Source organism: Streptomyces sp. NRRL S-1813, assembly GCF_000719605.1.
In the GTDB taxonomy this organism is placed as follows: domain Bacteria; phylum Actinomycetota; class Actinomycetes; order Streptomycetales; family Streptomycetaceae; genus Streptomyces; species Streptomyces decoyicus.
In genome coordinates this window covers 1-21,528 of the sequence record NZ_JOHB01000040.1, presented here as the reverse complement: position 1 = coordinate 21,528, position 21,528 = coordinate 1, and the positions used below count along the sequence as shown (strand labels likewise).

Genomic DNA, 21,528 nt, shown 5'->3' with positions numbered 1-21,528 from the left:
GAGGTGCGCGCGAATCAGTGGGCCGCCGGATGAGCGGTCCACCACCAGTTCCTGTTCAGGGCCGGTTGCGTGCACATGAGGGGCACCCTACCGGACCGTCCGGGTGCAGTGCGTCTCAAAGTCCGGATGCCCGGACGGACAGCCTCGGCGGACCCCGTAATGTGGGGCTTGTGACCGTGAACGCTGAAACCCACGCCGGTGGCCACACCTGGCGAGACCTGCCCGCGGCGCAGCAGCCTGACTGGCCGGACCAAGAGGCTCTGCGCGATGTGATCGCGGAGCTCGAGTCCTATCCGCCGCTCGTCTTCGCGGGCGAGTGCGACCAGCTGCGCGAGCGCCTGGGAGCCGTCGCCCGTGGTGAGGCGTTCCTGCTTCAGGGCGGCGACTGCGCGGAGGCCTTCGATGCCGTATCCGCCGAGCACATCCGTAACAAGCTCAAGACGCTTCTCCAGATGGGTGCCGTCCTGACCTACGCCGGGTCCGTCCCGGTGGTCAAGGTCGGCCGGATCGCCGGCCAGTACAGCAAGCCGCGCTCCAAGCCCACCGAGACCCGCGACGGGGTGACGCTGCCGACCTACCGCGGCGACTCCGTCAACGGTTTCGAGTTCACCGAGGCGGCCCGCATCCCGGACCCCGAGCGGCTCAAGCGGATGTACCACGCCTCCGCGGCGACCCTGAACCTCGTGCGCGCCTTCACCACCGGTGGCTACGCCGACCTGCGGCAGGTGCACGCCTGGAACCAGGACTTCGTGAAGTCCTCGCCCTCCGGACAGCGCTACGAGGCGCTGGCCCGCGAGATCGACCGCGCGATGAACTTCATGAACGCCTGCGGGGTGGACCCGGAGGAGTTCCGCACCGTCGAGTTCTACGCCTCCCACGAGGCGCTGGTCCTCGACTACGAGTCCTCGCTGACCCGGGTCGACTCGCGCACCGGCAACCTCTACGACGTCTCCGGCCACATGGTCTGGATCGGCGAGCGCACCCGTCAGCTGGACGGTGCGCACATCGAGTTCGCCTCGCGCATCCGCAACCCCATCGGCGTCAAGCTCGGCCCGACGACCACGGCGGAAGACGCGCTGACGCTCATCGAGCGGCTCGACCCGGAGCGTGAGCCGGGCCGGCTGACCTTCATCACCCGCATGGGAGCGGACAAGGTCCGCGACAAGCTCCCCGAGCTGGTCGAGAAGGTCACCGCCTCCGGCGCGCAGGTCGCCTGGATCTGCGACCCGATGCACGGCAACACCTTCGAGGCGGCCTCCGGCCACAAGACCCGGCGCTTCGACGATGTGCTGGACGAGGTCAAGGGCTTCTTCGAGGTCCACAAGAGCCTCGGTACGCACCCGGGCGGTATCCACGTCGAGCTGACCGGTGACGATGTCACCGAGTGCGTGGGCGGCGGCGACGAGATCTTCGTCGACGACCTCCACCAGCGCTACGAGACCGCCTGCGACCCGCGGCTCAACCGCAGCCAGTCGCTGGACCTGGCCTTCCTGGTGGCGGAGATGTACCGCGATCAGTGAGGCGGTCGGCCGCTGACCTGCACTGATGGGCAGAGGCAAGACAAGAGTGGGGCGCGGATCCTGTGATCCGCGCCCCACTGCGTTGTGCAGCACCTGCCGAGACAGGTAAGGTAAGGGTTACCTCACTCAAGATCAGTCGGATCTGAGGTGGCCGCCACGGAGGTGAAACCGCGTGTACGTCTGCTCCTGCTTCGGGATCACCGAGCAGCAGGTCCGTGACCACGCGGATACCGGCGCCTGCACTCCCCGCCAGATCGCCTCGGCCTGCAAGGCCGGCACCGACTGCGGCGGCTGTGTGCGCCGCATCCAGGCACTGCTCGGCCGGAGCGCCTGCCCCCGCCGGGAACTCATCGACGGTGGCGCGCCCGAGCCGCTGGGCGTGGAGGCGGACGCAGTGGAGCCCGCGGCGCTTTCGGAGGCCGCGTAGCCCTCAGCGGCGACGGGGGCCTCCCGCTGCCGGACAGGGCATGGCGGAGGGTGGACATCCGGCCGCTCGCTCAGCTCGGCTGCTCGATGATCTGGGCGATGTAGAGCGCCTCTCCGAGCTTCTCCACCAGCTCCAGCTGGGTGTCGAGATAGTCGATGTGGTGCTCCTCGTCCGCGAGGATGTCCTCAAAGATATTCGCCGAGGTGATGTCGCCCTTGTTGCGCATGACCTCGATACCGCGCTTGAGCCGGTCGATGGCCTCGACCTCGACCTGCCGGTCGGCCTGGAACATCTCCGTGACCGTCTGGCCGACCCGCACATGGAACAGCCGCTGGTAATTCGGCAGACCTTCAAGGAAGAGAATCCTGTCGGTCAGGATCTCCGCGTGCTTCATCTCGTCGAAGGACTCTGAGCGGGTGTACTTCGCGAGCTTCGTCCAGCCGAAGTTCTCCTGCATCTTGGCGTGCAGGAAGTACTGGTTGATCGCGGTGAGCTCGGCGGTCAGCTGCTCATTGAGGAATTCGATGACCTCGGGGTCGCCCTGCATGGCTGCGGGCTCCTTCCACGCGAGAAACTGGGCAGGTGCCGCGCATCCTCGCACCGCTGTGACCAGGGCGTCCAGTAAGTGCATGCTTAGTGCGAGTTGCCCGAATCCCTCCCTCCCTGGTCATCGGCACCCCTTCCGGTCTGACAACATGGAGGGCATGGGTCAGCCGGAAAGCCGCGAAGAGGAGCCTCCTCAGCTCCCTCCGGGCCAGCGGCTACAGCGGGGCTGGCCGGTGACGCATTACGGGCCGGTGCCGAAGTTCCGCGCCGAACGCTGGGAGTTCCGGGCATTTGGCGCCACCGCCGACGGCGCCAAGCACTGCTGGTCGCACGAGGAATTCACGGCACTGCCGTACACCACGGTCGTCGCCGATATGCACTGCGTGACGAAATTCAGCATGCTGGGAGCCGAATGGGGCGGGGTGAGCACCCGGACCATCCTGGAACTCGCGCCGCCGGCACCCGACGTCACCCATGTCATGGTGTGGGCCGAGTACGGCTTCAGTTCGAATGTGCGAATCGAGGATTTCGCAGCGGAGAAGTGCCTCTTCGCCACGCATCGCTCGGGTGAGCTTCTCACCGCGGAGCACGGATTCCCGGTGCGCCTGATCGTTCCGCATCTGTATGCCTGGAAGGGCCCCAAGTGGGTCCGCGGCATCGAATACATGCGGGCCGACCGCCGCGGCTTCTGGGAGGAGCGCGGCTACCACAACCTGGGCGACCCGTGGCGCGAGCAGCGTTACTCGTACCAGGAAGAGCCCGGGGACGGCCCCGAGCTCTGATCCCGTACGCTCCCGGGGCCTCAGTACGCGCGCAGCTCCTTGAGCCGGGCCACGTCCGCCGCATGCCCTTCCTTGCCGCCCGGGGTCTCGACGACCAGCGGCACCCCGGCCGTCGCCGGATGGCGGAACAGCTCGCCGAAGGGCTCCGCGCCGATGTGACCCGCGCCGATGTTCTCGTGCCTGTCCTTGTGGGCGCCGGCCACGTCCTTGGAGTCATTGGCGTGGATCAGCTTCAGCCGGCCCTCGCCGGCGACCTCCACCAGCTCGTCCAGCAGCGCCTTCGTCCCGCCCGGCGCCGCCATGTCGTGCCCGGCCGCGAACGCATGGCAGGTGTCGAGGCAGATCCCCAGCTTGGGGTGCCGGTCCAGCGCGTCGAAGTACGGACCGAGATCCTCGGCCAGCGCACACAGTGACGCCCCCTGTCCGGCCGTCGGCTCCAGCAGCAGCCAGGGGTCATCCGGGTGCGTCAGCTCGTCGAGCAAGGGCCGCATCCGCTCCCTGACCTGCGCCATTGCCGTGGCACGCGGGCGCCCGCCGGTCGCCGAGCCGGTGTGGACGACCACCCCGAGCGCGCCGATCTCCCGGCCGCGGCGCAGCGAATGGCGCAGCGAGTCCACGGACCTGTCGACGGTCGCCTCGGTGTGCGAGCCGAAGTTGATCAGATAGGGCGCATGGACATACGCCGGGATTCCCCGCTGTGCACAGGCGGCCCGGAAGGCCTCGTCCTGTGCGGGGTTGCCGGGCAGCGTCGCCCAGCCGCGTGGATTGGCCACGAAGACCTGAACGACCTCGTCGCCCATCTCGTGGGCGTAGGGAATGCCGACCTTCGCCAGGCCGCCGGCCACCGGCACATGGCCGCCGACCGGATTACGTGCACGGGCGCGCTGATCGGCGCCCTCGGGGGAGGTACTCACCCTCCCAGGGTGCCAGGTGCCCCACGCCCGCCGGACGGCAGCCGTGGGGCACGGCCGGCGGGCCCTACAGGGCGCCCTTGAGCTTGATGGTGATCGTGCCGCCCTTCGGCGCCTTCTTGCCCGGGTCGACGGACTGGCTGTCGACCGTGTCCTGCGGGAACAGGAGAGGCTTGTCCACCTCGACCTGGAAGCCCAGGTCCGTCAGCTGCTTCTTGGCATCATCGACGTTCTTGCCGGTGACATCCGGGACGGGGATCATCTCCGGGCCCTTGGAGAGCGTGAGGGTGACGGTGTCGCCCTTGCCGAGCTTGCCGCCCTCCACCGGGGTCTGCCGGGCGATGGTGCCCTTGTCCTGGGTGGAGAAGACCGGCTGCTCGGCGAAGCGCACCTGGAAACCGGCCGCGCGCAGCGTGGACACCGCGTCGGTGCGGTCGCTGCCGAGCACTCCGGGCACGTCGATCGCGGTGCCGCGGCTGACGGTCAGGCCCACCGCCGTGTCGGGCCGCCGCTTGCTGCCGCCGGCCGGGTCCGTACGGATCACCGAGCCCTTGGCGACCTCTTCGTTGAACTCGCGGGTCACCGTGCCCGGGACCAGCCCGCGGTCGCGCAGCTTGCGCTTGGCGTCCGCGACCGGGGTGCCGGACAGATCCGGGACGTCGACGATCTCCGGGCCGCGGGAGATGGTGAGGGTGACCGTGCCCGTGCCACGGATCTGCTTGCCGTTCGCGGGATCCGTCTTCATGACATGGCCGCGCTCCACATTCGAGCTGAAGCCGCGCACCACCTTCACCCCCAGACCGTCGTTCCGCAGGGTCTTCTCGGCCTTGGCCTGCGTCATGTCCAGCACCGCGGGGACGGTGGTGAACTGGCCGGAGTTGATGTACCAGACGCCCGCGCCCGCCCCGAGGACCAGCAGGACGGCCGCGATGACGGTGGCGAGCCGCCGCCGCTGGAGCAGCCCGCCACGGGGCGCGGCGGCGGGCACCGGCCGCAGCCGCGTGGTCTGCTCGTCCGACGGGACCTCCAGCCGGCTGGTGCGGTTCAGCTCCGCGTCGTCGGTGCGGGGTATCACGTCCGTACGCTCCGTGCCGTCGCCCGCCCCGTCGCCGCCCGCGGGCAGCTCCTTGGCCTCCGGCGGCACGATGTCCAGCTGTGCGTCGGTCAGGTGCGCCCGAGCCTCCTGCGCCCGGGACAGCAGCACCACGGCGTCCTGCGGACGCTGCTGCGGATCGCGGGCGCAGGCCAGCGCGATCAGCTCGTCCAGCTGCGGCGCGAGACCGGGCACCAGCCCCGAGGGCGGCAGCACGTCCTCGTGCAGATGCTGGTAGAGGATCTGCGCCACGGTGCCGCCGGTGTGCGGTTTGCCGCCGGTCAGCATCTCGTAGAGCACCACACCGCAGGCGTAGACATCGACCCGGGCGTCCGCCGTGCCGTGCTCCAGCTGCTCGGGGGCGAGGTAGGAGACGGTGCCCAGGACGGAGCCCGTCGAGGCGGTGGTGTTGGTGTCCACCGCGCGCACCAGCCCGAAGTCGGCGACCTTGACCCGGCCGTCGTCGCCGATCAGGACGTTCTCCGGCTTCATGTCGCGGTGCACCAGGCCGGCGCGGTGCGCGGCCCCCAGAGCGGCCAGGATCGGCTCCAGGATGTCCAGCGCGGCCCGCGGCTGGAGGGCGCCCCGCTCGCGCAGCACATCGCGCAGCGTGCAGCCGGCGACATACTCCATCGCCAGATAGACGTACGTACCGTCCGTGCCCTGGTCGAAGACGCCCACCACATTCGGATGCGACAGCCGGGCGACCGACTTCGCCTCACGGATGAAGCGGTCGACGAACGCCCCGTCCGAGGCGAGGCCCGGGTGCATCACCTTCAGCGCGAGCAGGCGGTCGAGCCGGGTGTCCATGGCCTGGTAGACCGTGGCCATACCGCCTGTGGCGATACGCGCCTGGACGCGGTAGCGGCCGTCGAGCAGCTGGCCCACGAGCGGGTCCTGAAGGGTGGTATCCACGGCAGACGAGTCTACGGGTCGCTGCGCGTTGGCTCGTGACCCCCACGTTTTGGCCTTGCCCACGCTGTCGGCTGTCCCGCCGTGGTTGGTTGCTCGCCGTTGCGCCTGCGGGCGGGCCGGGGTCGCTGCGCGGGGCTGTCGGGTGCGGTGCCGCTCCTGCGGACTTCGTCCTGCGGCGCGTCCCCTCCCGTTGGGGGGTGGGGGAAGGCTGGTGGGGGTGTACGTAGGTGGTGTGGTGCGCCTTGTGGGTCGCACAGAGACGACTCGGAGTGGCCCGCCCCCACTCACGTTCACTTCTCCACCCACGGGAGGGGACGGACCGAAGGACGAAGTCCGTAGGGCCGTCACCGCACCCGACCACCACCCGCCCGCCGCAGGCGCAACGGTGACAAACCACCACGGCGGGACAGCCAACAACGTGGGATGGGTCTCAAAAGGCCGGGCGTTCAGGGTCCAGCTCTGCCACGCCCTCCGTGGGGGAGGACGCCAGGGCGAAGTGGCGGCGGGGGATCCGGCCCGCGCGGTGTGCCAGCCGGCCTGCCGTGACCGCGTGCCGCATGGCCTCGGCCATCAGCTCCGGTTCCTGCGCACGGGTGACCGCGGACGCCAGCATCACCGCCTCGCAGCCCAGCTCCATGGCCAGTGAGACGTCCGAGGCCGTGCCTGCGCCCGCGTCGAGGATGACGGGGACACCGGCCCGCTCGGTGATCAGCTGGAAGTTGTGCGGGTTGCGGATGCCCAGACCGGAGCCGATCGGGGAGCCCAGCGGCATGATCGCGGCACAGCCCACGTCCTCCAGCTTGCGGGCCAGCACCGGATCGTCGTTCGTGTAGGGCAGCACGGTGAAACCGTCGTCCACCAGGGTCTCGGCGGCATCGAGCAGCTCGATCGGGTCGGGCAGCAGGGTGCGCTCGTCGGCGACGACCTCAAGCTTGACCCAGTCCGTGCCGAGCGCTTCCCGGGCGAGCCGGGCGGTGAGCACCGCCTCGCCCGCGGTGAAGCAGCCCGCGGTGTTCGGCAGCACCTTGATCTTGTGCCGTTCCAGTACGGACAGCACCGAGCCCTGCACGGTCGGGTCCAGCCGCCGCATGGCGACCGTGGTCAGCTCCGTACCGGAGGCGAGCAGCGCCCGCTCCAGGACGTCGAGGCTGGGCGCGCCACCGGTCCCCATGATCAGACGGGACGTGAAGGCGGTGCCGGCGAGGGTGAGGGGGTCGGAACCCGCGGCGGAGTCGTCGGGGGACGCCGTGGGGGTCGTCCCCCGGAGGGTTGCGGTGTCGGTCATGTCTGCGGGTCAGCCTCCCTGGACCGCGGTGAGCACCTCGACGCGGTCGCCGTCGCCGAGCGGGGTGGTGGGCCACTGGGTGCGCGGCACCACGATTTCGTTGACCGCCGCGGCCACCCCGGCGGGCGCCTTGGACAGGGTCGCGACGAGCCGGTCGAGGGTGAGCCCGCCGGGGACCTCGCGGGCCTCGCCGTTGACGGACACCGAGACGGTGGGGGTGGGGGTGGCGGCGTTCATACGGCCTGCTCCTGTGGGGCACGGGTGCGCTCGGGCCCCGGGGTGGTGGGGGTGAAGCGCGCGGGGGAGAAGGGGCGGGCCTCTTCGGGGAGGAGGCCGGTGGCCAGCACCTCGGCCATCGCGTCACCGGTGACCGGCGTCAGCAGCACGCCGTTGCGGAAGTGGCCGGTGGCCAGATGGAAGCCGGGCAGCGCGGTCGGCCCGAGCAGGGGGGCGTTGTCGGGGGAGCCGGGGCGCAGTCCGGCGCAGGTCTCGACGAGCGGCAGCTCGGTGATGCCCGGGACCAGCTCGTGCGCATCCCGCAGCAGCTCGTAGACCCCGCCCGCGGTCACGGTGGTGTCCCAGCCCAGCTCCTCGCTGGTGGCGCCGACGACCAGTTCGCCGTTCTCCCGCGGGACCAGGTAGAGGGGGCCGCCGCGTACGACGGCCCGTACGGTGCGTGAGAGGAAGGCCGGGCTGCCCGCGGGCATGTCCGGCATCCGGAGCCGCAGCACCTGGCCCTTGACCGGCCGTACCTGCGGCAGCACCTCGTCGGGCACTCCGGCGAGCCGGCCGCTGTGGCTGCCTGCGGCCAGGACGACCTGACCGGCCGGGACCCGTGTGCCGTCGGCGAGTTCGGCGCCGGAGGCGCGGCCGCCGTCAACCGTCAGCCGCACGGCCGCGCTCCGGTGGAAGACCACCCCGGAGCGCTCGCAGGCGGCCAGCAGGGCGCTCGCCAGCCGGCGCGGATCGACCTGGTGGTCGCCGTCCACCCGCAGCCCGCCCCGTACCCCGGGGGCCAGCATCGGCTCCAGGCGGCGGCACTCACGTCCCGTGAGCCACTGCGAGTCCAGTCCGGAGCGGATCTGGAGGGCGTGCAGTTCGCGCAGGTGGGCGCGGTCGTCGGCGTCCAGCGCGATGGCCAGCGTGCCGCAGCGCCGATAGCCGATCCGCTGCCCGGCGGCCTCCTCCAGCTCCTCGGTGAACCCGGGGTAGCGCCGCGCGGAGGCGAGATTGAGGCCCAGCAGGGTCTGCTCGCCGTAGTGGAGCTCGGTGACCGCGGCCAGCATCCCGGCCGCGACCCGGGCCGCGCCGCCTCCGGGCGCGGGGTCGGCCACCGCGGCACTCAGCCCGCGGACGGCCGCCCGCCAGGCGGTGACCAGGCCGATGATGCCGCCGCCGATGACGAGCACATCAGGGCTCCGCGGGGTGGGATTCGCTCGTGTGGCAGATGCCTGCATGGGTGTCCAGCCCCTCCCTTCGCCGGCATGACCCGGATCAGGTTCGTACGGTCGGAGGCCGGCCAGCCTCCCTCTCAGCCCGGTGCGTCCGGGCTCCCGCGAGTGCGTGTATCGCTCACCCTAATACGGTGCCGCGACGCGCCGTAAGGCAGCGCCCGGCCGCCGGTGGGCGGCGCCCGGGGCCGGGCCGACGGTGACGCTGTGTCAGAGATCTCGTTGCGCGCTGCTGCGAGCGGCGTCACAGACCGTCCTAGAGTGATCGGGTGAGCGAGCAGAGCAAGTCCTCCCAGGCCCCTGACCGCACGCCGCACGTGGTGATCGCCGGCGCGGGAATCGCGGGTGCGCAGACCGCGGTCGCCCTGCGCGAACAGGGCTGGCGCGGCGCGATCACACTCCTCGGCGACGAGCCCCACCAGCCCTACGACCGTCCGCCGCTGTCCAAGGCGGTGCTGCTGGGCAAGGCCGAGGGCTCCACCTTCGACATCGACTTCGCCGGGCTCGGCATCGAACTCCACCTCAGCCGCCCGGTCACCGCCCTGGTGCCGGACGCCCACGTGATCGAGACGGCAGTCGGCCCGGTCCCCTACGACTACGCGGTCATCGCGACCGGCGCCGCCCCGATCGTGCTGCCCGGCAGCGAGGGCCTGCCCGGCATCCATCTGCTGCGCACCCTGGACGACGCCGAGCGGCTGCGGCCGGTGCTCGCCGCCCAGCACGAGATCGTGGTCGTCGGCGCCGGCTGGATCGGTGCCGAGTTCGCGACGGCGGCGCGTGAGGCGGGCTGCGCGGTCACCGTCGTCGAGGCCGCCGACCGCCCGCTGGCCGGTGCGCTGCCCGCCGAGGTCGCCGCCCACATGACCGGCTGGTACGCGGACGCCGGAGCCGAGCTGCGCACCCACGCGCGGGTCGCGTCCGTCACGGCGGGCGCGGTCACCCTCGCGGACGGCACGACGCTGCCCGCCGACGCGGTGGTCATCGGGATCGGGGCCCGGCCCGCGACCGGCTGGCTGGCCGGCTCGGGCATCGAGGTCTCGCCGCAGGACGGCTCCGTACTGGCCGACGAGCAGCTGCGCACCTCCGTGGCCGATGTCTACGCGGTCGGCGACTGCGCCTCCTTCCCGTCGGCCCGCTACGACACCCGCCTGCTGATCCACCACTGGGACAACGCCCTCCAGGGCCCCCGTACGGTCGCCGAGAACATCGCCCGCGGCGAGGCGGAAGGGGTGGCCTACGATCCCGTCCCCTACTTCTGGTCGGAGCAGTTCGGGCGGTTCGTGCAGTACGCGGGCCATCACGGGGACGCCGACGAGCTGGTCTGGCGCGGCGATCCGACCGGGGCCGCCTGGTCGGTGATCTGGCTTCGGGAGGGGCGGCTCGTCGCGCTGCTGGCCGTGGGGCGGCCGCGGGATCTGGCCCAGGGGCGCAAGCTGATCGAGCGGGGCGTGGCGCTGGACCGGGAGCGGGCCGCGAACGCGTCCCTGCCGCTGAAGGCCGCGGCGCTGTAGCCGGGGCGGTCCGTGCCGTCGGTCGCCCGGGGGTCTGCTGTCACCCTCCGGTGTGAGGAAGCCCCTGATGGCGATGCCCGGCTACCGGCTGTCAGTGCGAGGTGGCAGGCTTGTCCTGTGACCGAGATTGACGCAAACATCGATGGACTCGTCCCCGCCTGGCTCACCCTCCCCGACATCGCCGAACAGTTCGGCGTCGAGGTGACGCGTGTGCGGCAGCTGGTCAAGGAGGGCCAGCTGATCGCGGTGCGCCGCGGCGAGAACAGGGCGCTGCATGTGCCCGCCGATTTCATCCAGGACGACAAGGTGGTCAAGGGCCTCGTCGGTACCCTCACCCTCCTCAAGGACGACGGCTTCACCGACGAGGAAATGCTGGAGTGGCTGTTCACCCCGGATGAGAGCCTGCCTGGCACGCCCGCCCAGGCGCTGCGCGAGAATCGCGGCACGGAGGTGAAGCGCCGGGCCCAGGCGCTCGCCGTCTGACACCTCTGGCGCGGCCCGCTCCCAGCAGGCGACCGCACCAGCATCCGTAACCGCATCCGCGGGGCGTACGGACCGGAAGGCCCGGCCCGTACGCCCCCCACCTGGGGGGAAGCCGCCCGATGACCACCGCACGCCCGGCCCTGTCCGACGCCCGGCTCTACCTCTGCACGGACGCCCGTCGGCGGCAGGGCGACCTCCCGCAGTTCCTGGACGCGGTGCTCGATTCGGGCGTGGACATCGTCCAGCTGCGGGACAAGGGCATGGAGGCCGGCGAGGAGCTCCGGCATCTGGAGGTCTTCGCGGACGCCTGCCGGCGGCACGGCAAGCTGCTCGCGGTCAACGACCGCGCGGATGTCGCCCATGCGGCGGGCAGCGCGGTGCTGCATCTCGGGCAGGGCGATCTGCCGGTCCCGGCCGCCCGCGCCCTCCTGGGCCCGGACGTCCTCATAGGCCGCTCCACCCATGCCGAGGCCGAGGTGGACGCCGCGCTCACCGAGCCCGGCGTGGACTACTTCTGCACGGGCCCGTGCTGGCCGACACCCACCAAGCCGGGCCGCCACGCCCCCGGCCTCGACCTGGTCCGCTACACCGCGGCCCGCGCCCCCCAGCGCCCCTGGTTCGCGATCGGCGGGATCGACGCCGGGAATCTGGACGAGGTGCTGGCGGCGGGCGCCCGACGGGTCGTCGTGGTCCGCGCGATCACGGAAGCGGACGACCCGGGAGCGGCGGCCGCCGCACTGGCGAAGCGCATCCGGACCTGGGACGCCCAGGACGTCTCCGCACCATCCGGGTCGACCCGCGGGGACGGGTGACGAGGATCACTTCGCGCGGTTTCGGGCGGCAGGCGGTCTCCTGACGTCCGGGCGACCGGAAAATGTCCACCCAGTGGACATCAACCCGACCAACCAGGCATTACGCCGGACGCGGTTGGTGTGCGCCCGGCCGGTGGTTAACCTGCCGGTATGGCCCTAGGTACAGCTTCCACCAGGACTGATCGCGCCCGCACGGTGCGCGACCTGCTTGCTTCCGGTAAGCAGTCGTATTCGTTCGAGTTCGCCGCCCCCAAGACGGAGAAGGGCGAGCGGACCCTGTGGAACGCGATTCGCCGCATCGAGGCCGTCTCGCCGACGTTCGTCTCCGTGACGTACGGCGCCGGCGGCACCTCCCGTGACGGCACGGTGCGCGCCACCGAGCGCATCGCCACCGACACCACCCTGACCCCGGTGGCGCATCTGACCGCGGTCAATCACTCCACGGCTGACCTGCGCAACATCATCGGCCAGTACGCCGACGCCGGGATCCGCAACATGCTCGCGCTGCGCGGCGATCCGCCCGGCGACCCGATGGGCGAGTGGGTCGAGCACCCCGACGGCATCGGCTACGCGGCGGACCTGGTCCGGCTGATCAAGGAGTCCGGCGACTTCTGCGTCGGCGTCGCGGCCTTCCCCGAGATGCATCCGCGCTCGACGGACTGGGACACGGACGTGGCGCACTTCGTCGACAAGTGCCGGGCCGGCGCGGACTTCGCCATCACCCAGATGTTCTTCTATCCCGAGGACTACTTCCGGCTGCGGGACCGGGTTTCGGCCGCGGGTTGCTCGACGCCGATCATTCCGGAGATCATGCCGGTCACGAACGTGCGCCAGATCGAGCGGTTCGCTCAGCTCAGCAACGCGGCCTTCCCGCCCGAGCTGGCCGAGCGCATCCTCGCCGTCAAGGACGACCCGGCGGCGGTACGCTCCATTGGTATCGAGTACGCAACGGAACTGTGCGCACGCTTGATGGCCGAGGATGTTCCCGGGTTGCACTTCATTACCCTGAACCACTCCACGGCGACCCTGGAAATCTACGAGAATCTGGGGCTGCACCAGCAGTCCTGATCACGGTTGCCGGCGAGCGGCGGAAGAGGGGCGTATATGGGCTGGACGGTCCTCTACATCGCGTTCGGCCTGGTCGCTCTGTGGCTGTTGGGTGAGGTCCTGCTCCAGAACAAGGCGCGGCTGCGCTGGCGGCTGCTGGCCTTCACCGGTTTCCTCGGCGTGGTCATCGGCGTCATCGTCCCGTCAATAGCCGTGATCGGGCTGGGACTTGTCGCCTTCGCCATCGGGCAGACGAATGTGACGCTCTCCTTCCGCCGCGGCTTCACCACCGGCTGGGCCCTGGGCGGCAAGCCCGGGGCGTCCGGCGACAGCGGCCGGCGCCGCCGGGCCCGCCCCTCTTCGCCGCCGCCCGCCGAACCGACCCTGGAGGTCTCCGGCCTGGAGGCGGTGGCACCCACCGCCCGTCCCGGCCAGTTCGACGACGGGGGCCCGGACACCTTCGAGAGCACCGGCGGCTTCCGCAGCGTGGACACCTCCGCGGGGCGTGGCTCCTACGGCGGGCCGGGCTCCTCCGCGGGGCAGGACGCCTTCGCCGCGCAGGACACCTTCGTTGCGGGGCAGGAGGCTTTTGCCGCGCAGGACACCTTCGTTGCGGGGCAGGACGCCTTCGCCGCGCAGGAGACAGTCGTCGGGCAGGGCTTCTACGACTACAACGGCAATGACGGCTACCGCGCCCAGGATCCGTACCAGGATCAGCAGCAGGACCAAGGCGCCTACGCCACACAGGCGTTCGCCGTCCCGGACGACTTCGGGCGCCCCGACGCCACCGCCGTCTACGCCCCGCAGCCGATGCCCGAGGAGACCGGCCAGTACGGCGTCTACAGCCCCGACGCCCGCATCCAGCAGCCCGGCTACGGCGGCTACGACGCCTACAACGGCGCCGTCGGCAACGGTGACGGCAACGGCTATGCGTACGGCGGCGGTTACGACCAGACCGGAGCCGGCCAGGGCGCCTACACCGATCCCTACGCGGACCCCTATGCCGACCCCTACGCGGCGTACGGCGACGGCCTGGGCCAGGGCCAGCAGGCGCCCTACGCCGATCCGTACCTCGGCGGCCAGCAGTACTCCGCGTCCTACGACCCCTACCAGCAGGCCGACCCGTACGCCCAGCAGCCCTACGCCGCGCAGCAGTACGACGCCCAGGGACAGCCGCTCGGCCAGGGGTACGGCGAGACACCGCCCGGCGGCGTCTGGGTCCCCCAGCAGCGCGACGGCGAACTGCCGCCCGAGCAGCCCTACCCGCCGTACCAGCAGCCCGGGTACGACGGGCAGCAGTACCGCTACTGAGCCGGCGGCCGGGGACCGCTACTGAGCCGGCGGCCGGGGCGGGGACCACGGCCGCGCCTCCCGCGTCGGCCTTCTCCCGCCGCTGTGCCTCCCGCAGCGCGCGTCACGCCCTCGCCCGGCGGCCGCCCGCTGCGCACCCTCGCCCGGCGCCCGCTACGCGCTCAGGTGGAGCCGTGCCAGTCGTCGCCGTTCACGATCAGGCCGGCCACGATCGCGCCGGACATCCCGGCGTGCGCAGGACCGCCGCCCGGGTGCGACCAGCCACCGACCGCGTAGAGCCCCGGTATCCGGGTGCGGTTGCCGGGCCGCAGAAAGCGGCCTTCCCGGCCCGCCAGCGCCGGTCCCGGCACCAATGCGCCATCGGCGGGCGGCAGCACCTCCCGCCACAGCACCCGCTCCCGCAGCCCGGGAACCGCCGCTTCGGCGATCTCGGTCATCCGCTCCGCATCGGCCGCCACGGCCTCGCCGTCGTGCCAGTCGACCGGGCCGTGCGGCGCCACCGTCGCGGTCAGGGTCACGGCCTCATGGGCGTCGTCCGGCCGGGAGGCGGGGTCGTCCGGGCGCAGCACCGTCACCGTGGGCCGGTCACAGGGGGTCCGCAGCCCGGGGCCGTCCCCGAACACGCCCGCCAGCTCCGCCGTGCGGTCCGCGGCATGGACGACCGTGCGGTGCACGGCGTCCTCGGGGCGCGCGCCGCGCAGTGCGAGGCAGACCGTGAGCCGCGCGGTGGCGCGGTCGTCCGGTCCCGGGCCGGGCCGGACGTCGTCCGCACCCCACGGCTCCCGCCCCCGGCAGAGCGCCACAAGCTGCACCGGATCGACGCCCGCCACCACGAACTCCGCCTCGGACACCCGGCCGTCGGCCAGCTCGACGCCCGACGCCCGGCCGTCCTTCTCCGCGATCCCGGTCACCGCCGCGCCGAAGCTGAACTCCACCTTGCGCGCCAGACAGCGTTCGTACAGCGCATCGGCCAGCGCCCGCATACCGCCGCGCGGATACCAACTCCCGAAGGTCTGCTCCAGGTACGGCAGCACGACGGCGCTCGCCGGGGCGCTGCGCGGGTCGAAGCCGTACGCCAGCGCATGGCTCTCCAGCAGCGCGATCAGCCGGGGGTCCGCCAGTTCACGGCGGGCCACCTCGGCGAGGGTGGCGGTCGTGGGGCCCTTGCCCCGGCCGAACAGCCCGCGCCTGCGCACCGCCGGGTACGGATCACGCCCCAGCACCCGCCAGTCCTCCCACAGCGGCTCCTCCAGGAGCGGCCGGCGGGTGGCGTCCCAGGCCTCGCGGGCGCGGCCCACCAGCGCGCTCCAGCGCTCCCCGGAACCCGCGCCCAGTGCCTCGTCCAGGGCCGTCAGCACCCCGGCCCGCGAGGCGTTCGGCAGCGATACGGCCGTGCCGTCGGGGAAGACATGCCGGCTCGCGGGGTCGACCTGGGACAGCTCGATGCAGCTCTCCAGCGGCTCCCGGCCGGTCTTGAGGAACAGATCGCGGTAGACGGCCGGCAGATGCAGCAGGCCGGGTCCCGTATCGAAGGCGAAGCCGTCCCGCTCCCACCGGCGCACGGCGCCGCCATGCGTCGCGCCGCGCTCGAACACCGCCACCCGGTGGCCCGCGACGGCCAGCCGGGCAGCGGCCGCCATCGCGCCCATCCCGGCGCCGATCACCGCAATCCGTGCCATGCCTGCGACTTTATCCGGACCCACTGACAACGCCCGCACGGCCGGGTGCCGGGACCGGCAGCACCGGCGCCGCCACCCGCAGAGCACCCCGTCAGGCCACCGGTGGCAGCACTTCCCCCGTCGTGGCCGTCCGCTTCTCCGCGCGCCGCTGCCGGCGGCGCCGGAAGTACCGGCGGATCCGCGACCACAGGAAGACCACCACCGTGATCCCCGCGGTCAGCAGTGCCGCCGCGATGACCGCAGCGGCCACCGGATGGAACACGGCGAAGGCGATGAGCGCGGCGACGCCCAGATCCTCGGCGAGGCTCAGCACGATGTTGCTGGCCGGCTCCGGGGAGGTGTTGACCGCGATCCGGGTACCGGCCTTGACCAGGTGGCTCAGCAGCGCCGTGGAGCCGCCGACCGCGCCCGCCGCCAGCTCGGGCAGCGAACCGTTGTGGCCGGCCAGCAGCGCCGCCACGACGGCGCCGGCGACCGGCCGGATCACCGTGTGCACGGTGTCCCAGACCGAGTCCACGTACGGGATCTTGTCGGCGACGGCCTCGCACAGGAAGAGCACCCCGGCCACGATCAGCACATCGGGGCGCTGCAACGCCGCGGGCACCTCGTCCGTGACACCGGTCGCGCCGAGCAGGCCGAAGAGCAGGACGACGGCGTAGGCGTTGATCCCGCTCGCCCAGCCACTGGTGAACACCAAGGGAAGTACGGACACGGCGGAAAGCGTAGGCCCTGGCTGGGGGCCGGTGCTCAGGTTTGAGTATCCGTACTCAGTCACCGAGATGAGTAGGTACGCGGATGGGCCGACGCCCGCCCGGAAGGAAGAGTAGGGGCCACGGAAGGGAAGCGGCGCCGCACCGCCGACACGGGGCGGCGGAGCGGCGCGGCTCCCCGGACGTGACGGGGGAACACGGGGGACGCACGGGGGAGTACGGGGGAGTACGGGGGAAGCGCTGTCCTGGTCGGATCGATGGGGGAACGATCCGTGCCAGGGCAGCGCACTCTTTTGTGCGTGCCCGCGGGGGAAAAACGGTGCGCGTCGCACCTGACCAATACGGCGCGCACCGGCCTCCCCCGGGGGAGCGCCCTCCGGGAGCTACGACGGCCGGCCGCTGACCCGCCCCTGGAGCAGCCGCGACAGCGCCGCGTGGACATCGTCGATCGACCGGTCCGGCTGGTAGGACTGCCAGTCCAGGGCGGCCACCAGGACCATGCCGAACAGCGCCGAGGCGGTCAGCGGGATGTCGATCTCCTCGCTCAGCTCCCCCTCTGCCACCGCCTCGCGCAGCACGTCCTCCACCACCGTGATGGCCCGCTCGCGCACCACCATCAGCGTCGACTGCCAGGCCCGGTTGGTGCGCCACAGCTCGGCGACGTAGAGCTGGGTGAGCGCCGGGTAACGGGAGATGAAGTCCAGCCCGGCCCGGATCATCGCGTCCAGCGCGTCGATCCTGCTGCCGCCCCGTCCGGTGACCTCCTCGGCGGCCGCCTGCAAGGAGGTCGCCAGCATCTCGATGCCGTGCCGCAGCAGCTCTTCGAAGAGAACGTTCTTGCTCGCGAAGTTGTAGTAGACGGTGCCCTTCGCGACGCCTGCCCGCTCGGCGATCTCGTCCACCGTGGTGGAGGAGAAGCCCTGTTCGGCGATGAGCGTGACCGCGGCCTCGAAGAGCTTGCGCCGGGTGGCGTCGCGGCGTGTGTTGGAGCTGTCCATGGGGGCGATTGTGCCGGTCCCCGACGATCGATGCGCGGCGCGCAGCGTCTCCGGCAGGGCGGTGGTGGGCTTGGGGGCACCTCCCAGCGGTAGCTGGGGGAGGGCGGGCGCTCACAGGCTCAGCTCCGGGTGGAGGTCCTTCATCCGCACCATCTGGCGGCCGCGCGCCGTCAGGGACGTCAGCGCGAGCGCCCCCGCGGTGAACGCCAGCAGCACCACACTGCCCTGCCATACGGGCGCGAGTTCCCCGCCCGTGATGAGCCGGCGCAGCCCCTCCACGATGTAACTCATCGGCAGGTAGGGGTGGATGGCGGCGAAGAAGCCCGGGCTGGTCTGCACCGGGTAGGTGCCGCCGGCCGAGGTCAGCTGGAGCATCAGCAGCGCCAGCACCAGGATCCGGCCGGCCGGGCCGAACTGCGCGTTCAGCCATTGCACGATCGCCGAGAAACAGGCCGTGACCAGGACGAGGAAGCCGACCGTGCCGGCCGCCCGCACCATCTCCAGACCGATCGCGAAGTGCAATACGGACATCAGGGCCGCGGTCTGTAGTACTCCCACACCGAACACCGGCAGCCACCCGGACACCGCCACCCGCCAGGAGGACGCACCCATCGCCAGTGCCCGCCGGTTGAGCGGCTGGATCAGCATGTACGCCACCATCGCGCCGACCCACAGGGACAGCGGGATGAAGTACGGGGCGAAGCCGGTGCCGTAGTTCGGCGCCTTGTGGGCGGCGGACGAGGCCAGCTGCACCGGGTCGGACATGACCTGGGTGCGCGCGTCCCGGGCCTTCTTGCCGTAGTCGGGGATCTGCTTCGCCCCGTCGTGCAGTCCGCCGGCCAGCTTCTGCGAGCCGTCGGAGAGCTGGAACATGCCGCCGTCCAGCGTCTGCGCGCCGTCCTTGAGCCTGCCCACACCGGAGTCGAGGTCGCCCATACCGGCTGCCGCGCGGCCCGTACCGTCGTGCAGCGCATGCGCGCCGTCGTTGAGCTCGTCCGCACCGGCCGCCAGCCGGGCATTGCCCGCGGCCAGCTTGCGCGCCCCCGCGGACACCTTGTGCGCCCCGTCGTTGAGATCGTTGATCTTCTTGACGGCGGCGTCCATGTCGGCGCCCAGGGTCGGCCCTCGCTCGGCCAGCTCGCCCGCCAGGGAGTGCAGCGTGTCCAGGTCCCGGCCCAGTTGGTCGAGGTTCTTCTGGTCGTGGACGTAGCCGCTGACCTCCTCGGCCTTGTCCGCGGCGGTGGCCGCCTGCTCCTTGAGCTGCTTCAGCTCCGCGCACGAGGCGTCGAGTTCCACCGCGCTCTCACAGCGCAGCCGGTAGTAGGCGGCCAGGTGGTCGGACATCCCCCGGGAGAGTTTCGCCCCCGTGGACGCCGCGGCGGGAAGCTTGTCGAGGTGGTCACGGACCGCCTGCGAACCGTCGGCGACGAGCTGTGCCGCCTCGCCGATCTCCTTGCCGTGCGCCCGGATGAAGGGCCCCACCTTGCCGACGACTCCGTTGACCGTGTCCGCCAGCTGCTGGGTTCCCTCCGCCACCTGCCCCGAACCGTCGGCCAGTTGGCGCGAGCCGTGCGCGGCCGTACCGGCTCCCCTGGCGAGGTCGGAGCTGCCCCGGGAGAGCCGCCCCGCGCCCGCGTCGAGATCGCCCAGGCCCGTCACCAGTTTGCCGCTGCCGTCCTTGGCGGTGCCCAGACCGTCGGCCAGTTTGCCCGCGCCGTCCTTCGCCTGCCCGATACCGTCGTTGAGCTGGTCGGCGCCGTCCGCGGCCTGCTCGGTCCTGCCGTGCAGCGTCGAGAACGAGACGAAGATCTTGTCCAGGAAGGTCCGCGACGACTTCGTGGAGGCCGCGGAGCGCACCTCGGAGAACACCGTCCGGGAGATCTGCCCGACGATGTAGTTGTTCGCGTCGTTCGTCCGCACCTTGAGGGCGCCGGTCTCCGGGTGGTCCCCGGAGCTGGAGGCGATCCGCCGGCTGAAGTCCTTCGGGATGGACAGCGAGAGGTAGTACGAGCCGTCCTCGACGCCCTTGGCGGCCTTCTCGGCATCCACGGGCTGCCAGTCGAAGGTGTGGCTGTCGCGCAGCCCGGAAACGATGCTGTCGCCGGCTGAGAGGTGCTTCCCGCCGACGGTCGCGCCGTTGTCCTCGTTGACCAGCGCGACCGGGATCTTGTCCAGCCGCCCGTACGGGTCCCAGAAGGACCACAGGTACAGCGCGCCGTACAGCAGCGGCAGCAACAGAAGGGCGGCCAGCGCGGCGCGCGGCAGCTTCCCCCGCCCGAACCGCTTCAGCTCAAGCGCGGCCAGCTTCGGCGAGCGCATCGGCCGCCCCCTCCTCGTCCTCGGTCCTGTCCTGGTTGTCGTGCTGGCTGTTTGCGGGGTCTTCGCCGGTCTTGCGGGCCGTGGGGTCGTCGCTGGTCTTGCCGGCCGCGGCGTCCGCGCTGTCCGCGGGGTTCTCGCTGTCCCCGCTGTTCCCGCCGACCGTGCCGACCGCGGCGTCCGTGGTGGCGGGGGAGTCGCCGGGTGCGTCCTTCGGGACATCCGGCTCCCGGCGGCCGCCGGTACGCACCAGCACCACGCCCTCGCCGTCCTGCGGCGGCTCGCTGCACACCGCGAGCACGGTGGTGCCGGCCTCAGCCAGGCCGCGCAGCATCGCCCAGGCCCTGGCGCGCTCGTCGCCGGACAGCTTCAGATCGGTGTCGTCGACGGCCAGCAGCCGGGGGCCGCCGATCAGCGCGAGCGCCACGGAAAGCCGCAGCGCCTCCAGCCGTTCCAGGTCGCGGACGGAGGTGCGGATCCCCTTGGGCAGCGACTCCAGGTCGAGGCCGGCCGCCGTGAGCGCGGCATCCACCAGGGCGCGGGCCTCGGCCCGGCGCTCGTGCCGCGGCCGCAGCAGCGCACGCAGCGAACCGCCGAACCGGCCCTGTAGCAGGGCGCGTTCGCGCAGATGCTCGCCCACGGTGAGTGCGGGATCGAGTTCGGCGACACCCGGCACATGGGCGAGCGCGGTGACGGAACGGACCGCGGCCCTCTTCTTCGGCAGCGGCAGTCCGCCGACCTCGGCGGTGCCCGCGGCGGACTTCATCCGGCCGGTGAGCGCGAGCAGCAGACACGTACGGCCCGAGCCCGAAGGGCCCTGTACGACGATCAGTGAGCCGGGCGCGGCGTTGAGGCCGATGTTCCGGAATGCCCATCCGCGGGGGCCCTTGACACCGAATCCCGCGGCCGTGACCGCCGCCCCGTGCGGGGTGCTGTCCACGATCCCTCCTTGTACTGACTGGTCAGTGCAAAAAGTATGCGGTATCCCACCCCCCATTCCGCAAGGGGGTGTCGGGAGTTCATTCGGCGAATCCGCCTGCCGGTGCGTCCCCTTTTCGGCAAAAGTGCAGGTCAGTGCCGATTGTCAGTGGTGTACGTCACGATGGGTTCATACGGTCCCGAACCGGCATGCGACGACAGGAGGTTCGTCATGGCAGCTCGTCCCAGTGGGGGCAGCTCCGCTGCGTACGGTCCCCCGAGCGATGTCCACCCCGTCCTGCGGCGGGCGGCCGCACCACCCGCCGCCCTCGCTCTGCTCGCCCAGGCTCAGCAGGGCCTCGACGAAGCACAGACCCTGGAAACCCCCAACGAACAGTTCGCCACGGCACATCTGGCCGCGCTGCGCACCGCCGCCGCCGTCCTCGCCGTCCGCGGGCGTCCGGAGGCCACCGTGCGCCGTAGGCAGCGTATCCGCAGCGCCTGGGAGGTCCTCCCCGAGGTCGCGCCCGAACTCGCCGAGTGGAGCGCCCTGTTCGCCGCCGGCGCCGCCCGCCGGGCCAAGGCCGAGGCCGGCATAGCCGGCGCGGCCTGCCGCAGGGACGCCGACGACCTTCTGCGCGACGCCGCCATGTTCCTGCGCCTGGTGGAGCGGATGCTGCTCCTCCAGCAATCGTTGCCGCCACAGCGCGCGGGATAAGGGACAGCGGGGGAACGAGGGGCTGGAGGTTCGGGGAGCGGGGTGGGGCGGGGCGGGGCCGGGGGGGGGGCCCCGGGGGGGGGGGGAGGGAGGGG

General features: G+C 71.8%; 20 protein-coding genes and 1 riboswitch. Of the genes, 9 read left to right on the top strand and 11 right to left on the bottom strand.

Features of this window, described 5'->3' with window-relative positions:
* The first annotated feature begins 176 nt into the window (after positions 1-176).
* Together IF67_RS0134255 and IF67_RS0134250 are read left to right on the top strand one after the other, a co-directional pair.
* Positions 177-1,520, top strand: a complete 1,344-nt coding sequence (locus tag IF67_RS0134255; protein WP_199812826.1) for a class II 3-deoxy-7-phosphoheptulonate synthase — start codon at positions 177-179, stop codon at positions 1,518-1,520.
* A 172-nt stretch (positions 1,521-1,692) separates the two neighbouring features.
* On the top strand, positions 1,693-1,947 hold the full coding sequence (locus IF67_RS0134250) for a (2Fe-2S)-binding protein (protein WP_030992370.1): 255 nt from the start codon (positions 1,693-1,695) through the stop codon (positions 1,945-1,947).
* Between the two features lie 70 nt (positions 1,948-2,017).
* On the opposite strand, the gene bfr is transcribed toward IF67_RS0134250, so the two are convergent.
* A complete protein-coding gene (gene bfr, locus IF67_RS0134245) occupies positions 2,018-2,494 on the bottom strand; it encodes a bacterioferritin (RefSeq protein WP_030992369.1) in 477 nt (158 codons plus the stop codon).
* A gap of 148 nt (positions 2,495-2,642) precedes the next feature.
* Between bfr and IF67_RS0134240 the strand changes: the two genes are divergently transcribed.
* Positions 2,643-3,275, top strand: a complete 633-nt coding sequence (locus IF67_RS0134240) for a sulfite oxidase-like oxidoreductase (protein ID WP_030086563.1) — start codon at positions 2,643-2,645, stop codon at positions 3,273-3,275.
* Positions 3,276-3,295: 20 nt separating this feature from the next.
* Here IF67_RS0134240 and IF67_RS0134235 read toward each other — a convergent pair whose 3' ends face one another.
* From IF67_RS0134235 to thiO, 5 genes are all read right to left on the bottom strand, one after another.
* Positions 3,296-4,189 carry a deoxyribonuclease IV gene (locus tag IF67_RS0134235; protein WP_030992368.1) on the bottom strand — a complete coding sequence of 298 codons (894 nt, stop codon included), beginning with the start codon at positions 4,187-4,189 and terminating at the stop codon, positions 3,296-3,298.
* Positions 4,190-4,253: 64 nt separating this feature from the next.
* Positions 4,254-6,194 carry a Stk1 family PASTA domain-containing Ser/Thr kinase gene (gene pknB / locus IF67_RS0134230; RefSeq protein ID WP_030992367.1) on the bottom strand — a complete coding sequence of 647 codons (1,941 nt, stop codon included), beginning with the start codon at positions 6,192-6,194 and terminating at the stop codon, positions 4,254-4,256.
* Positions 6,195-6,624: 430 nt separating this feature from the next.
* A complete protein-coding gene (locus tag IF67_RS0134225) occupies positions 6,625-7,479 on the bottom strand; it encodes a thiazole synthase (protein ID WP_030992365.1) in 855 nt (284 codons plus the stop codon).
* 9 nt (positions 7,480-7,488) lie between these two features.
* Positions 7,489-7,716, bottom strand: coding sequence for a sulfur carrier protein ThiS (gene thiS, locus IF67_RS0134220; RefSeq protein WP_030086555.1), 228 nt, complete (start codon positions 7,714-7,716; stop codon positions 7,489-7,491).
* Positions 7,713-8,936, bottom strand: coding sequence for a glycine oxidase ThiO (gene thiO / locus IF67_RS0134215; protein WP_199812824.1), 1,224 nt, complete (start codon positions 8,934-8,936; stop codon positions 7,713-7,715). Before thiO ends, thiS begins: the two co-directional genes overlap by 4 nt.
* Positions 8,934-9,046: riboswitch (TPP riboswitch) on the bottom strand. It overlaps the preceding gene by 3 nt.
* Before the next feature lie 153 nt (positions 9,047-9,199).
* On the opposite strand from thiO, the gene IF67_RS0134210 reads away from it, so the two are divergent.
* The 5 genes from IF67_RS0134210 to IF67_RS0134190 all read left to right on the top strand — a co-directional run bounded on the left by IF67_RS0134210 (position 9,200) and on the right by IF67_RS0134190 (position 14,094).
* A complete protein-coding gene (locus IF67_RS0134210; protein ID WP_030992361.1) occupies positions 9,200-10,441 on the top strand; it encodes an NAD(P)/FAD-dependent oxidoreductase in 1,242 nt (413 codons plus the stop codon).
* Between the two features lie 117 nt (positions 10,442-10,558).
* A complete protein-coding gene (locus tag IF67_RS0134205; RefSeq protein ID WP_030992359.1) occupies positions 10,559-10,924 on the top strand; it encodes an Rv2175c family DNA-binding protein in 366 nt (121 codons plus the stop codon).
* A gap of 119 nt (positions 10,925-11,043) precedes the next feature.
* Complete coding sequence (gene thiE / locus IF67_RS0134200; protein WP_030992357.1) at positions 11,044-11,736, top strand: thiamine phosphate synthase; 693 nt, start codon at positions 11,044-11,046, stop codon at positions 11,734-11,736.
* Positions 11,737-11,886: 150 nt separating this feature from the next.
* On the top strand, positions 11,887-12,804 hold the full coding sequence (gene metF, locus IF67_RS0134195) for a methylenetetrahydrofolate reductase [NAD(P)H] (RefSeq protein ID WP_051818912.1): 918 nt from the start codon (positions 11,887-11,889) through the stop codon (positions 12,802-12,804).
* A 36-nt stretch (positions 12,805-12,840) separates the two neighbouring features.
* On the top strand, positions 12,841-14,094 hold the full coding sequence (locus tag IF67_RS0134190; RefSeq protein ID WP_030992354.1) for a hypothetical protein: 1,254 nt from the start codon (positions 12,841-12,843) through the stop codon (positions 14,092-14,094).
* Positions 14,095-14,255: 161 nt separating this feature from the next.
* Here IF67_RS0134190 and IF67_RS0134185 read toward each other — a convergent pair whose 3' ends face one another.
* The 5 genes from IF67_RS0134185 to IF67_RS39770 form a co-directional block, all read right to left on the bottom strand.
* A complete protein-coding gene (locus IF67_RS0134185) occupies positions 14,256-15,773 on the bottom strand; it encodes a phytoene desaturase family protein (protein WP_030992353.1) in 1,518 nt (505 codons plus the stop codon).
* A 91-nt stretch (positions 15,774-15,864) separates the two neighbouring features.
* Positions 15,865-16,485, bottom strand: a complete 621-nt coding sequence (locus IF67_RS0134180) for a DUF4126 domain-containing protein (RefSeq protein WP_030992351.1) — start codon at positions 16,483-16,485, stop codon at positions 15,865-15,867.
* A 381-nt stretch (positions 16,486-16,866) separates the two neighbouring features.
* Entirely contained in the window at positions 16,867-17,481 is a 615-nt protein-coding gene (locus IF67_RS0134175; RefSeq protein ID WP_030992349.1) for a TetR/AcrR family transcriptional regulator, read from the bottom strand.
* A gap of 111 nt (positions 17,482-17,592) precedes the next feature.
* Entirely contained in the window at positions 17,593-19,800 is a 2,208-nt protein-coding gene (locus IF67_RS0134170) for a YhgE/Pip domain-containing protein (protein WP_030992347.1), read from the bottom strand.
* Entirely contained in the window at positions 19,772-20,737 is a 966-nt protein-coding gene (locus IF67_RS39770; RefSeq protein WP_037840211.1) for an ATP-binding cassette domain-containing protein, read from the bottom strand. Before IF67_RS39770 ends, IF67_RS0134170 begins: the two co-directional genes overlap by 29 nt.
* Positions 20,738-20,947: 210 nt before the next feature.
* Between IF67_RS39770 and IF67_RS0134160 the strand changes: the two genes are divergently transcribed.
* Positions 20,948-21,433, top strand: a complete 486-nt coding sequence (locus IF67_RS0134160) for an SAV_6107 family HEPN domain-containing protein (RefSeq protein ID WP_030992343.1) — start codon at positions 20,948-20,950, stop codon at positions 21,431-21,433.
* The last annotated feature ends 95 nt before the right edge of the window (positions 21,434-21,528 follow it).